Genomic DNA, 13,989 nt, shown 5'->3' on the forward strand with positions numbered 1-13,989 from the left:
ACTTCTCTTCTCTTACAAACAGGCAGATTTCTGCCTTTTGCAACCCTTACATTATAACATAGAATATGCTCGTTTCAAGAACTGAACGATTCTTTTTCATAATTATACGGGCAAATATCCTTCTCTTTCAACACGTAATAACCATTGATAGGCAATATGAAACTCTTCCAATTCGATATTATATGCTGCCATAAGCTCTTCTTCATCAATAGCCAATCCGAAACGCTTTCTTCCAATTCTCTCTAAAACAGCTGACCAAATCTCTTCTTTATCCATTAATAGAGCGAATGGGAAAACGCTAATTTGCAACTCTTTCCAATATGTAACCATCGCTTCAAATATATCGGGATAATTTTGCTCTAATCGGCTTGATAATTTATGTATAATGTTATTGGATTGCTCCTCATTATGACCTGTAAATGCTGGAATCACCTTAATCGTATTTCCAAACTTTTCTACCTCTATTTCTTCTTCTACCTGACTTTCTATCATTTTATACAAAATAGAAGTTTTCAAATAGGGGTGCTGCTCTTCGTCTATTAAAAATTTCTTTAAAACAGGTAATGCAAGATCTAAATCTTTTAACGAAAGTCGCTGAATCGCTCTTAGCTTCTGTCCAAAGTTTTCTCCAAAAATTTCATTAGTAAACTCATCCAATTCAAAGTTTGAATCCACTAGCGATGCGTCTCCCTCATTTAGCATACCTTCTGCAAATAAAGCAAGCTGCGCTAATTTTTCCTTTTGATCAGGCATTATATCTTTCGTTTGTAAAACCTTTTCAACAGTTTCAATAACACCTTCATAATCATTTGTTTGAACTAAAATTGTTACGTACGTTTCAAGAATATCACCAAATAAGACAACTCCTGTTTTAAGCAACTGTTCACATTTATCTTTCGCTTCTTCCATACGTTTTAATTCGAGTAAACAAATAACTGAAGCTAATTCCGTTTGTTCCGTTTCCGCATTATACTGACGTAATATTTCAAAGCAACGCAATGCATCTTCGAATTTCCGCTCTTTCAGCGCTAAAAAACCTTCATCAATATAGCGCTCTGATAGTTGTGGAAACAATACGACCGTATTTTCTTTTTTATCCATACGTCCGCCTCTTTTTCTTGATTTTAATTATGCTCAAAGTAAATATATCAAATGCGTAATGAGAACACAACATCCCTAAATCATTTGTTTGAAATATAAAAATATTTAATTTTTATATTCCGATACGAGTAAATCTCTACTAAAAATTAAAATTGTACAAATAAAAATCCCCAGCAACAAGCGCAGAGGATTCATCATTAATGGAAAGCTTTTATAATTGTGGGGTATATTACAAGGGTAATAATTTGGAGAACAATAATTGCCATAACAATCATGCTAAAATAGAAGATTGGTTTACTTCGCTTCATTAAAAACATAATAATAAGCATCGTACAAGCAAACAAACTTAAGAAGAACAAACTTGTTGTCGAACTAAGTATACCACTTGGGACAAAGAACAATAACACTACACTACAAGTACCTATAATTCCAAATAACCATTCCATTCATTCACTCATTCCCTTTCCCTCTCATAGCTGTTTTCTCTAAGCAATCAAATGTTTCACAACATCGACTACATACGTTAATTTCTCATACGCTACAAATCCAAAAGCAACCGTTAAGCCCGTTACAACTAACCCTTTCATCATTTCTTCCTCCTCGTTTTATCGTTGTTATCTTCATTATAAAAGATTAGCAATTTCTTACCATCGAACTACCTTACAGTTACCTTACAGAATTGTAAGATTTCAAAAAGGGATTGAAAAACACCTCATATCGCTTGAGGTGCTTTCACGAAATTTCTCTATAATCACTTGCAAAATTAGCTTTTTTCTCTTGGTTACTTTTCGGCGAATCGACTCTTAGACTAATAGATTTACTAAATAATTTAGGATCAAAATAATTATGCGTTACTTTTCTTAACTTACCTTCAGATATTTTCGTATTACAAGAAAACAAAAAATGAAAATCATGTTAATATATTTTTGTACAATTAAGAATTTAATTTACAAGGGGGATTATATATGTTCAAAAAAGTAGCTGCTGATGTTTTAGGGTTAAGCGATGTAGGTTCTGTCATTACACCGAAAGATTACGATAAAGTTGATGCTGATGATTACGTGATGCACGAAGATGGAGAGAAAATTTATTTTCTAATTAAATCCAAATCAGATGAATATTGCTTCACAAACAAAGGATTACTCCACCTAGATGGTACAAGCGCAACAAGTAAAAAACGCACACTGCGCCGCTATAGCTATAGTAAATATCAAATTAAAAACGTAGCACTTGAAACTGCAGGAACGATTGATTTAGATATAGAAATTAAGTTTCAAATGGGAGATGAGCATTACTCAATTGATGTTCATAAAAAACATATTGAAGAATTAAAAGATTTATATAAGGCTTTACTTAAAATTGAAGAAATTTCATACGACAACGACATTACATTACAATATGCACATAAAAGTTTAGATATGGCATCTAATGCTTTCAGCCGTATTTCAAACGCACAAGTAAACTTAGCAGAGCAATTTAAAGAGATGAACGAGATTGCCTTTAACTGGCTTGTTGATACGAAGAAACAATACAATGTGAAAGATTATGGTTTTGTATTTGAGAAGTTTATTAATAACTAATTTAAAACAAAAAACCTTGTTATCAAAAGATAACAAGGTTTTTTTAGCGTCCCAGGAGAGATTCGAACTCCCGCTCCGCCCATTCCGTACTATTTTATATATTTTGATCGCAGTCTTAATATATCTTCTCCTTCGCGAATGCCTGCCGATCCCTTCCTCACATTTTTTACGACAGTCCAATTCGGGTTAGTTTCATCACCGATGTTCTGTACTGTAAAGTTGCCGTCACCATATTTCCGTTGACCTTCTGCCAATTTCTCCGTTAAATCATTCTCTTTTGTTCTCGCCATCTTTGCGCCATCTCCCTTTTTATACAACCTTCTTAAACTGTCCAACTAATCACACGTCCAGTCAATTGGAGATTCTCGTTTTCCGCTTCTATTAATTGTAACACACTATCAGGGATAAGTTCCGATAACGGCTACTCAATCACACTAGAATGGTAAAAACTTTTATAACATTGCAAGTGAACAATTAGGAGAATCTGGATATGGATTTGAGTTCTACCATAAGCCTATTGATTCTTTAAATTAAATATGAGGAACAGGGCGCATAAAGTGTAACTTTAATCAACCCTCACCAATCGGACTTTTACGGACAGCCCGACCCCACCTAACTTCTTTGCTTCCGCTGAATTTTGAGGTGGGGGTCTTACTGCCCGGCAAATAGCGGGATAAACGGCGCTCTTTTTATTTAAGAAAAAGAAGTACATATGCAACTGCTTAATATCGAAGGAAAGGTCGCAGATATTAAGAATGAACTACACTTATAACCCAAACATCAATTTTTAGACAAACAAAAAACCTTGTTATCAAAAGATAACAAGGTTTTTGTTAGCGTCCCAGGAGAGATTCGAACTCCCGACCGTACGCTTAGAAGGCGTATGCTCTATCCGGCTGAGCTACTGGGACATGGAGCGGGTGAAGAGAATCGAACTCTCGACCAGAGCTTGGAAGGCTCTTGTTTTACCACTAAACTACACCCGCATATGTTATTTTCTTTTCTTCGTTAGCGCCGTTGCCCTATCGACAATATTTATTATATGTATAACCATACATAAAGTCAACACCTTTTTTAAAAGAGGATAAATTTTATTATCCTCTTTTAAAAACTGCTTGTTCAACTAGTTGTCCGTCTAATGTTTCAAAACGAACTTCCATTTGATTTTCATCCATTTCTAATACAGCAAATGTCTTTTCTACACGCTGACGTGGTAATAAAATACTGCCTGGATTAATAAATAAAACGCCGTCGATTAATTCCGCACCTAATACGTGAGAATGTCCGAAGCATGCAACTTGCGCTCCTACTTCTTCCGCATGGTACGCTAGCGTTTGTAATGTCATTTTCACATTATGGCGATGTCCATGCACAACTAAGAAGCGAATTCCATTTACATCAGTTACAATTTCATCTTGAAAGTTAGCATAATCACAGTTTCCTTTTACAACACGGAAACCTTGCATTTCTTCATGAGCAGGCGTTAGCTCTGAATCACCGCAATGAATCATGATATCTACTTTCCCTTCATATTTCTCTTTCAACTGCTGTAATTCCTTCACAGAGCTATGACTATCGCTTACGATTAAAGCTTTCATCATACTCTCTCCCTTATTCTCCTAAAAACCATTCCGGGATTTTTTCTTCTAACTTACGAAGAGCACGACCACGGTGGCTAATAGCATTTTTCTCATCTGAACTTAATTCCGCCATTGCTTTTTTGTATTCTTCCACATAAAAGATCGGATCGTATCCAAAACCATTTTCCCCGCGGCGTTGTTCTAAAATAAATCCTTCACATGTCCCATTTACAATGACAGGCTTTTTATCACCTTCAGGGAAAGCAACTGCTAATGCACAATAGAAACGTGCTTTACGCTTTTCAAAGTCAATGCCATTTAATTCTTGTAACACTTTATCGATATTTGCTTGATCATTTTTCGGTTCACCAGCAAAACGCGCTGAATACACTCCTGGTTTTCCGTTTAAAGCATCTACAATAAGACCCGAATCATCCGCAATTACGATTGAATTCAGCTGTCTACTCAAACTATCCGCTTTTAAGATCGCATTTTCTTCAAATGTTTCACCTGTTTCTTCAACTTCTTCAATATGAGGAAAATCGTGTAATGATTTTACTTCTAAATCAAATCGCTCAAATAACTCAGCAAACTCACGTACTTTACCCATATTTTTTGTCGCTACAACAACTTGTTTCATACTTTCCACCTCTACTCTATATGAGATACGATGTCGCCTAAAGCTTCTTTTTGCATATCAATCAGTTGGAAAATGCCTTTTTCCGCAGCATCAAGTAGTTCATTTAACTGCGCTCTACTAAACGTCGCTTCTTCTCCAGTTCCTTGCACTTCAACAAATTGGCCTTTTCCAGTCATAATCACGTTCATATCAACGTCTGCTTTAGAATCTTCTGCATAGTTTAAATCTAAAACAACACCTTGCTCTTCAACAATCCCTACTGACGTTGCTGCTAAATAATCTTTTACTGGAATTTTAGATACTTTTTCTGCTTGTAATAACTTCTCAAAAGCTAGTACCATCGCTACATATGCACCTGTAATAGACGCTGTTCTCGTTCCACCATCTGCTTGGATAACATCACAGTCAATCCAAACTGTTCTCTCGCCAAGCGCTTCTAAATCAACTACCGCACGTAATGCTCGTCCAATTAGACGCTGAATTTCCATTGTACGTCCTGTTACTTTCCCTTTGCTTGACTCTCTAATTGTACGTTGTTCTGTTGCACGCGGAATCATCGCGTATTCAGCTGTTACCCAGCCCTTTCCTTCTCCACGCATAAACGGTGGTACACGCTCTTCAATTGTCGCTGAGCAAATCACCTTTGTATCCCCAACTTCAATTAATACAGATCCCTCTGGATGTTTTAAATAATTCGTATGAATATGTATATGGCGTAATTCTGTTTTCTCTCTACCATCTACTCGCATAAAAATAACCTCCTCTTAATTACTACTCGTTAGTATAGCCAATTTTAAATGTATGATATGTATACAATAAAAGAAGGAGAACCCAAAAAGCAATTCTCCTTTCTTACTTAAGTATATCAAATTATTCAAGATTAAAAACTACCTGTATTCACGTTTTCTGGACGATCTACAGGTTTTATTAACTTTCCGCCCTTTTCATCTATAAGATTCGCTTTTCCATTCACTTCAATAGAAACATTTTTCACACCTTTCTTTTCTGTTAAAGATAAAACTAACGACTTCAATACGTAATTTGAAATCATATTTTTATCTGGGTTTACAAATATATTTTCATTAAAGTTTAATGTAAGATTTCCGTCTTGTAATTTCGGATTCGTAATAAGCTTAACGCCTGGATTAAAATCATTCAGGAGCGATTGATGAATCGGACCTTTTACAAGCTCATCTATAATTGCTGCATAATCATTTTCTTTTCCTTCAGCAACGCGGCGCGTTACTGGTACGTAATATTGCTGTTTATTATTATTTTGCGCCATAAAATACAGTGTGACTGGTTTTGTATTTGTTACATCTGCTACTTGTTCATCATCGAAGTTAATACCATTTGCACGACTCACTCCTTCACCAAGCGGTGTACCACCAACAGGCATCTTTGCCAATTTCTCACCATTTATTTGGAACTGCACTTGTTTTATCTCTGTAAATTGCGTCAACGTCCACGCTATAGATTCAACGATTTGCCGCTCTTCTTCTTTCGCATAGTTTTTCATTTCTTTAGAGAAATCAATAACTGCCGTCCCGTCCTTTTTCAAATCTAAGGTCATCGTTGTATTCGCCGGAATGACTGCACGAAACCCATTCGGTAATAAATTCGTTACTGGTCCATCTTTCACAAGGTATTCTAACGTTTGCTTCACAGTCTCATTTGCTTTCGGAGTAGGTATAGCTAATGTTTGTGGTACAACATAACCATTTTTATCAACAAGGTATAGTTCTCTATTTACCATTTGCCCTTGCTTATCTTTTTTAGCTACTTCTTTCTTCCCACCCTCTGTATACGTAACTTGTTTTGGCGGATCAATTTGTTCAGTTGCTTTCTCCTGATTTATAAAGCCACACCCTGTTAGTAAAACAGCGCTCACAGTAGCACCAACAACCCATTTAAAAGTGGATTTAGGCATGCCATTCCCCCCTAAAATCTAAGTTTGTACTATTATGTATACGAGCCGTTTCACATTTTAGAACAAGCTGTGCCTCTTATATAGTGAAACTTTAATCAGTGGGAGTTTTGTTCATCCCCCACATAACTTCTTTTCTTCCGCTGAATTTTGAGGTGGGGGTCTTACTGCCCGGAAAATAGCGGGATAAACAAAAACTCCTGATTTCTCAGGAGCTTACTTATATGAATTCTACTATTATTCTTTTTCTAAATGAATATGCTTCACATTTTCAATCGGTTGACCGAACCATTTTGATGCAATTTCTTTAAACAAGCCTATTTTTCCTGTTGTTAAGAAGAGATGATCACTTTGTTCTTCTCCTTCATTCAACATTTTACTATGATATAAGATTGTACTTACTTCACGTGCTGTTTCATCACCAGAACTAATTAGTTGTACTTTATCTCCCATTACTTTTTTAATAACAGGTCCTAAAATCGGATAATGTGTACACCCTAATATAAGGGTATCAATATCGGTACTTTTCAGTGGTTGCAGCGTTTCTCTTACAACTTCGTACGCCATTTCACTTTCGAAATTCCCACTCTCTACAAGTTCAACGAAAGGTGGACAAGCTAAACTTTCTACCATAACACGGTTATTAATAGACTTTAACGCCTCTTCGTATGCACCACTTTTCACGGTTCCAATCGTTCCAATAATCCCAACATGATACGTGTTTGTCACTTTTAAAGCTGTACGTGATCCTGGGTGAATAACTCCTACTACTGGAATTGGTAATTGTTTTTGCATCTCTTCTAATACAACTGCAGTTGCTGTATTACACGCAATAACTAACATTTTAATATTTAAATCTAGTAAATGCTCCGTCATTTCCCACGTAAATTGACGCACTTCTTCTCGAGAACGTGGACCATAAGGACAACGTGCTGTATCTCCTAAATATATGATACGCTCTTTCGGCAACTGACGAATTAATTCCTTCGCTACTGTTAAACCGCCAACTCCTGAATCGATAACACCGATTGCTCTATTCAACTTCATCACCCGTTTTCTCATTCATCATCTTTTATGTTTATCATTATATTTTACACACTTTAAGTTCGCTCACTTCAAATGCTTCTGTATGAAAATTTTCATTTACCCATGTATAGACTAGGACCTTTTTTATTTTGCTCCTTTTTTTCGTAATTTGCAAGACAGAAAAATAACCGACCTTCTATAAGAAAGTCGGTTTCTTCTATATAAGGTGCATACTCATTGCTCCATCTTTTTTTGAAAAGAAGACATTCCCATTAATAAGAAGAAATGAGCAGAAATTAAAATGACGAGCAAAATAAAATTCAATCGATAACTATTTGTAGATTCCATAATTTTGCTCGCTACAGCTGGTCCAAATGCCATACCGAAAAAGTTAATTAAATTATATAAACCAAGACCAACTCCAACTTTAGCTGGATTTAATGTTTTGGGTATAAATGTGTTTAATGATACTTGAATTGCCGAATAACTCATAAATGTTAAAATAACCGCAAATAAAATAAAGAGTAAGTTCCCATTCGGAATAATCCCTAAAATTAAAAAGCCCATGATCATAACTACAGACGCTACATACATCATCCTCACATTCCCAAACGAAGGAATAATCTTTCCGGTAATAACACTAGATACAATACCAAAGAGAGATGCAACAAACAATACAATTCCAATAACGAATGGAGACAATCCGTGTCCTCTTCCTAACAGTAATGGTAATAATAATAAACTAGCACATAACGCCACATTAATGATAAATCCGACCGCTATTAAACGAAGTAATGGTTTATTTGTAAACAACTCAATATCAATAAACGGCGACTCTGTTCTCTTCATATGAGCCCTGAATAAAAATAGGAAAGCAACAGATAACACAAAAAGCCAACTATTAATATTCACTCCTAATAAAATGGTCGTAATCAATACAAATAATAAAACTGCTCCAATGAAATCAAAGCGAAACACTTCATCGGTATGTTGCGCCTCTTCTGGCATAAATTTTACGAGCAAGAAAATACCAATCATTGAAATAACCATAAATAAAAATAAATACGGCCACCCTAACGTATTTGTAATTGCCCCACCAACTAAAGGTCCAATACCAACCGCTAATGCAATAGAAGAACTAATCATTGCTAACGCACCCGGTTTTTTAGCTGGAGCAACTAATTTTGCCACCGCAATCATACTGAGCGCAATAAACGCTGCTCCCCCGCTCGCCTGCACTAACCTTGCGAAAATGATAATCTCATAAGATTGATTCACAAACCCAACAATAGAACCAGCTACAAATATGATAATAGAAATAATTAATAGCCTTTTTACACTGTAACGATCAGCCAGTTTTCCATATATCATCGAACCAATACCAACAACTAAAGAATACCCCACTACAACCCAACTTACTTTCGATTGACTAATTGATAAATCATTGGCAATATCCTCTAGCGCTACATTAAATAACACAGCGTTCATCGGTCCTAACAAAACAATAAAACATAATGTAAAAACAAACCATTTCGAATGGTTACTTATATCTTTCCCCATGTGTAACACTCTCCTGATTGCAATTTTAAAATTGTCAAACTATAGATGAAAAATGAAGTTATTTAAATGTTGTATCACCACTAAACAACTTCATTAAATGTATAAAAGGTACTACCTTATCGCGCGATAAAGTGAAACTTTAACCAGCCCTCATCAATCGGACTTTTACGGGCAGTTGATCCCCCACCTAACTTCTTTGCTTCCGCTGAATTTTGAGGTGGGGGTCTTACTGCCCGGAAAATAGCGGGGTAAATTGAATTCGACACGAAACAAGAATGTTGTTCGATATTCATGGAACTATCATAGTTTCAGCATTACAGTTTGTCAACGAAAAATATACAAACTAAACTAATTTAGCCTTTTTAGTTTACTTTGTTCAAAATTTATTATACACTAATTTCGAACCCGATATGAGAAGGACTGGCATGATTATTCAAATTTGCATTTTTTAACTTAATAAGACGAAACGAATACAGAACTTTTATATAGAAGAGACATTATAGGAGGATTATGATGAAGAAAAAAATTTTAGTTGTATTAACAAGTGTAGAAAAATATCCAAATTTAAATAGGGCTACCGGACTTTGGCTTGGTGAAGCTGTACATTTCGTAAAAAAAGTAGAAGAAGCGGGTTACGAAGTCGATTATGTCAGCCCACAAGGCGGTTATACACCAATTGATCCACATAGTTTAGCAATGGCGGAGAGCGTCGATTGGGAATGGTATCAAAAGAAAGAGTTTATGAATCGCCTCGGTTCTACAATGAAACCGAGTGAAGTGAATCCAGAAGACTACGCTGTTATTTATTACGCAGGTGGTCACGGGGGTATTTGGGACTTCCCAGAAAATAAACAACTTCAAAATATTTGCCGCAACATTTATGAAAACGGCGGAATTGTTTCTTCCGTTTGTCATGGAGCTGCTGGTTTATTTCATATTACATTAAGTAATGGGGATCGTTTAATTAGTGGTAAGAAGGTAACAGGCTTTTCAAATGAAGAAGAAAAATTAGCTGAATTAGATCAATTCGTTCCATTTTTAACAGAAGATGAACTCATTAAAAATGGAGGACTTTACGAAAAAGCCGCGCAACCGTGGGAAGCTTATGCTTTAGAAGATAATCGTGTTATCACTGGTCAAAACCCAGCTTCAGGTGGTCCAGTAGCCGAATTAGTATTAAAACAGTTACAAAAATAATATGTACTAAAAAAGCAGATTTCCCTCTATTAAGGGAGATCTGCTTTTTTACGAAATCATTTGCAAAATAGCAATAACTTCTTTTTCAATTTCCGAATCATCAATTGCATCTATATACTCTGGTTTAAAAAGTTGATACTTCTTCAATTGATAAAAATCAAGTATCGCTTTCTTTAACGTAATATCGTACTGAATACAAAAAGAATGATCTATAATACGTCTTAACATCACATCATCTTGCACCATAAATAATTGTGCGTTCATCTTATTAAAGTAGCCTTGTTCCATACCCGCTTCAAAAAACATTTGCAAATTATGATTACGATTTTGTTGTGCAGCGACTAATTGATCCGACAAATGCGGATATGCTTCTTTCAAATCTTGCAAAAAAACATCCGAAATATATGTCACACATTTTAAAGAATGGATAAATGTCTTTTGGAACCGTTCTGTAAATGACATACTTTCATCTTGATTATCCGCATCACCTTCGAGTAGATAGTTCATGAAATCCTCTACTACCGCCTCAATAATTTCATCTTTCGAAGAAAAACGTTTATATAAAGTAGCTTTACTAATATCCATATATTTCGCAATTTCATCTATTTTCAATTGGCTAAAACTCGCCTTTCTAATAACGGGCTTGATTTTATTAATATAAGTATTTGCACATGCGACTTTTCTCATTTAAAAGAGCCTCCCCTTTTGTCCATACAAAATAGTATAGCAAATTCACAATTAATTATAAATGAAGTCACTATACTCAATACATCTTTTTAGTTTAAGGGTTCATTTACACTATAGAAAAAATGCCCGCTACCTTTATGAGTAGCGAGCACCTTTTCTATAATTTATTTACAGCCCTTTTTATAGCCTTACCCATTTCCACACTAGACTGCGGGTTTTGTCCTGTAATTAAATGTCCATCTACTACCACATGTGACGTAAAATTGGGGGCTATATAAAACAAAGCTCCTTCTTCTTTCAACTTACTTTCTAATAAAAACGGAACGCGCTTTTCTAAATGTACAGCTTTTTCTTCATCGTTTGTATAACCCGTTATACGCTTACCGGCAACAAAAAACGAGCCATCCTTATTTTTCACACCGACTAAGGAGCTTACTCCGTGACAAACAGCCGCTACAATCCGGTTATTGTTATACATATTCTCAATCAAATTTGCTACATATGGATTACCTGGAAAATCTACAATCGCCCCGTGCCCACCACCAAATAAAACCGCATCATAGTCCGAAAAATGAACCTTTGAAATCGGTCTCGTATTTTGCAATAAAGACGCAACGTGCTTGAATTCGCGAGGTATACCATTCGGAATAGACACTCTATCTATAGGTACTCTTCCGCCTTTTATCGACACAATATCAACATCAAACTTAGCCTTTTTAAATAAATGATAAGGAGCTGCAAGCTCTTCAAGCCACAAACCAGTCGGGTGTCCATTCATATCATGAGCACTTGTTGAAACTAACAGTATCCTTTTCAACATATCCCCTCCTTATTACCTATTTATGTATGTAATCTTCTTATCATTCATATAGCAAGTGAAACAAACAGAAAAATAGCCGACTCTTTATATAAAAGTCGGCTGCTTTCTTATAGTTCGAGCTCTCCCATACGAAGAAGCTCAACAACTGCTTGTGAACGTCCTTTAACCCCTAGCTTTTGCATTGCGTTTGAGATGTGGTTACGAACTGTCTTTTCACTTATAAAAAGTTCACCTGCAATTTCCTTCGTTGTTTTATCTTGAACCAGTAATTCAAATACTTCTCTTTCTCTCTTTGTGAGTAAAGGTTTAGATTGATACGCTTTTTCCTTCAACTGGTATAACCCTCCTTGCTTAAGCCAGAGCTGTGTATGTGTAAGTTGGGTGTTTATTTAGTCAAGATATTGTATGAACGAAATGTGCAGGTGGTGAATAAAAATGGGCTTTATTTCCCATGTTATTTTAGACTTTTATACATTGCGTACACTCTTTTTATCCACTTACTTTCCAACGCGCCATATTTGTTCTAGCAATATACTTACAACCGTACCTACAAATAAACCATTACCGAATATATATTGCATAACAGACGGCAAGGATTGGAGTGCTCCAGACGGTAAAAACATAACGCCACTTCCAAATAATACTGCCACTCCTAAAATCGTTACATTCCTTTCACTCATCGGCACTTGTTTTATATTATTAAATCCAATTCCAATTAATTGTACGAACGAAGCCATTAAAACAGCCGATGCGACAGCCGATGGTAAAGATGCTAAGTAACGAATAATACTTGGAAAAAGAGACATTACGACTAGTAACGCACATGCCATTAAGAACGATCGTATATATTTTTGTTTTGTTAAGCGTATAAATCCTGCCGTTGCTGGTAACGGAACGATACCTACAGTTGAAAATACGGAGGAAATGATATGCGAAATCCCTCCAACCCACGTACCATCCTTCAACTGTTTTTGTTCAATAGTTGCTTTATGAATGGTAGCTTGATTAATCGCTATAATAGCTGCCACTGTATTTGAAACTAAAATACATACCATAACGAAACTGGATACTGCCATACCAGTATTCCATTTTGGAAGTCCCCAAGCAAACATTTGTGGAAGTTGTACAAAATGAGTTACTTGAGATGGAACCGTCACTTTTCCTGCAATGAGAAAAATAATCCACCCGCTAATTAATCCTATTAAAACTGCATAACTTTTGATAAAACCTCTTCCAAAATTAGACAGTATAATAACGAACAAAAATATACTAAACGCAATTATCGCTGTAAATCCATCGATTTGAGAAATAGTAGCTGTAATTCCTAGCATTCCTTTTAAAAATACACCACTTAATTGTAAACATAATAAAAGTAAAAACGTCCCTGTCACAACTGGCGTAAATAAAAATAAAATACGTCCTATAAAACCAGTTACTCCTAATCCTATTAAAATAACACCGGAGATTATCATTCCTAACTCTAAAATTTGCAGTGTACTATGCAATTGATCTTGTCCGGCAGTTGCATAAGCAAGTACTGTAAATACACCAACCCAAGATCCAGCTGGTCCATCCGCAATTGGAAGTCTATGCCCAATCCATCCTTGTAAGAAAGAAGATATACCAACTACAAAAAACGTACGCTGCATTAAATAAAATATTTCTTCCGTCGTAAGATGAAATAATCCACCAACGACAATTGGTAGTGCGATTGAATTTGCTAATAGAAATATAAACCATTGCAAAGTTCCCATAATATGATTTTGGTTATGTTGATTGTCCAAAATGTCCATCCCTTCTAGCTTTCCTATAAAAAATATATTGTAAGAATAAAAAAGAAGAGTTCTATATTCACAATTAGAACCCTCCCC

The 13,989-nt window shown here is 35.6% G+C and carries 15 protein-coding genes and 2 tRNA genes; 2 read left to right on the forward strand and 15 right to left on the reverse strand.

All coding sequences use genetic code 11. The annotated features are described in order from the left end of the window. Positions 1-102: 102 nt before the first annotated feature. Complete coding sequence (locus ACYFX0_RS10195) at positions 103-1,101, reverse strand: hypothetical protein (RefSeq protein ID WP_000358275.1); 999 nt, start codon at positions 1,099-1,101, stop codon at positions 103-105. A 197-nt stretch (positions 1,102-1,298) separates the two neighbouring features. Beyond that, positions 1,299-1,547, reverse strand: coding sequence for a hypothetical protein (locus ACYFX0_RS10200; RefSeq protein ID WP_001983650.1), 249 nt, complete (start codon positions 1,545-1,547; stop codon positions 1,299-1,301). A gap of 519 nt (positions 1,548-2,066) precedes the next feature. Between ACYFX0_RS10200 and ACYFX0_RS10205 the strand changes: the two genes are divergently transcribed. Next, positions 2,067-2,681: a PH domain-containing protein gene (locus ACYFX0_RS10205; RefSeq protein ID WP_000475213.1), complete on the forward strand. Its 615-nt coding sequence runs from the start codon at positions 2,067-2,069 to the stop codon at positions 2,679-2,681. Positions 2,682-2,770: 89 nt separating this feature from the next. Here the strand turns inward: ACYFX0_RS10205 and ACYFX0_RS10210 are convergent, their stop codons facing one another. From ACYFX0_RS10210 to ACYFX0_RS10250, 9 genes are all read right to left on the reverse strand, one after another. Continuing rightward, the gene (locus ACYFX0_RS10210) at positions 2,771-2,971 is read right to left on the reverse strand and encodes a hypothetical protein (protein WP_000124591.1); all 201 of its coding nucleotides are present in this window, start codon (positions 2,969-2,971) and stop codon (positions 2,771-2,773) included. A 547-nt stretch (positions 2,972-3,518) separates the two neighbouring features. Next, positions 3,519-3,592: transfer RNA gene (locus tag ACYFX0_RS10215), tRNA-Arg, on the reverse strand. Position 3,593: 1 nt separating this feature from the next. Continuing rightward, positions 3,594-3,667: transfer RNA gene (locus ACYFX0_RS10220), tRNA-Gly, on the reverse strand. A gap of 108 nt (positions 3,668-3,775) precedes the next feature. Beyond that, positions 3,776-4,279 carry a metallophosphoesterase gene (locus ACYFX0_RS10225; RefSeq protein ID WP_000645510.1) on the reverse strand — a complete coding sequence of 168 codons (504 nt, stop codon included), beginning with the start codon at positions 4,277-4,279 and terminating at the stop codon, positions 3,776-3,778. 13 nt (positions 4,280-4,292) lie between these two features. After that, positions 4,293-4,901, reverse strand: a complete 609-nt coding sequence (locus tag ACYFX0_RS10230) for an XTP/dITP diphosphatase (RefSeq protein WP_000815946.1) — start codon at positions 4,899-4,901, stop codon at positions 4,293-4,295. 11 nt (positions 4,902-4,912) lie between these two features. Next, the gene (rph, locus tag ACYFX0_RS10235) at positions 4,913-5,650 is read right to left on the reverse strand and encodes a ribonuclease PH (protein WP_001261763.1); all 738 of its coding nucleotides are present in this window, start codon (positions 5,648-5,650) and stop codon (positions 4,913-4,915) included. A gap of 131 nt (positions 5,651-5,781) precedes the next feature. Next, complete coding sequence (gerM, locus tag ACYFX0_RS10240; RefSeq protein WP_001126747.1) at positions 5,782-6,831, reverse strand: spore germination protein GerM; 1,050 nt, start codon at positions 6,829-6,831, stop codon at positions 5,782-5,784. A gap of 234 nt (positions 6,832-7,065) precedes the next feature. After that, positions 7,066-7,875 (reverse strand): glutamate racemase, encoded by an 810-nt coding sequence (racE, locus tag ACYFX0_RS10245; RefSeq protein WP_000774005.1) that lies wholly within the window; start codon positions 7,873-7,875, stop codon positions 7,066-7,068. A gap of 213 nt (positions 7,876-8,088) precedes the next feature. Beyond that, entirely contained in the window at positions 8,089-9,414 is a 1,326-nt protein-coding gene (locus tag ACYFX0_RS10250) for an MFS transporter (RefSeq protein WP_000513862.1), read from the reverse strand. Between the two features lie 513 nt (positions 9,415-9,927). On the opposite strand from ACYFX0_RS10250, the gene ACYFX0_RS10255 reads away from it, so the two are divergent. Next, positions 9,928-10,611 (forward strand): type 1 glutamine amidotransferase domain-containing protein, encoded by a 684-nt coding sequence (locus tag ACYFX0_RS10255; protein WP_142398767.1) that lies wholly within the window; start codon positions 9,928-9,930, stop codon positions 10,609-10,611. Between the two features lie 48 nt (positions 10,612-10,659). Here the strand turns inward: ACYFX0_RS10255 and ACYFX0_RS10260 are convergent, their stop codons facing one another. The 4 genes from ACYFX0_RS10260 to ACYFX0_RS10275 all read right to left on the reverse strand — a co-directional run bounded on the left by ACYFX0_RS10260 (position 10,660) and on the right by ACYFX0_RS10275 (position 13,911). Then, the gene (locus tag ACYFX0_RS10260; RefSeq protein ID WP_001233010.1) at positions 10,660-11,298 is read right to left on the reverse strand and encodes a TetR/AcrR family transcriptional regulator; all 639 of its coding nucleotides are present in this window, start codon (positions 11,296-11,298) and stop codon (positions 10,660-10,662) included. Positions 11,299-11,455: 157 nt separating this feature from the next. Beyond that, positions 11,456-12,118, reverse strand: coding sequence for a type 1 glutamine amidotransferase domain-containing protein (locus tag ACYFX0_RS10265; RefSeq protein WP_098829521.1), 663 nt, complete (start codon positions 12,116-12,118; stop codon positions 11,456-11,458). A 107-nt stretch (positions 12,119-12,225) separates the two neighbouring features. Further along, the gene (gene gerE, locus ACYFX0_RS10270; protein ID WP_000659484.1) at positions 12,226-12,450 is read right to left on the reverse strand and encodes a spore germination transcription factor GerE; all 225 of its coding nucleotides are present in this window, start codon (positions 12,448-12,450) and stop codon (positions 12,226-12,228) included. Positions 12,451-12,615: 165 nt separating this feature from the next. Then, entirely contained in the window at positions 12,616-13,911 is a 1,296-nt protein-coding gene (locus ACYFX0_RS10275; RefSeq protein WP_086397222.1) for a purine/pyrimidine permease, read from the reverse strand. Positions 13,912-13,989: the final 78 nt, after the last annotated feature.

This window comes from Bacillus sp. NEAU-Y102, from assembly GCF_054788175.1.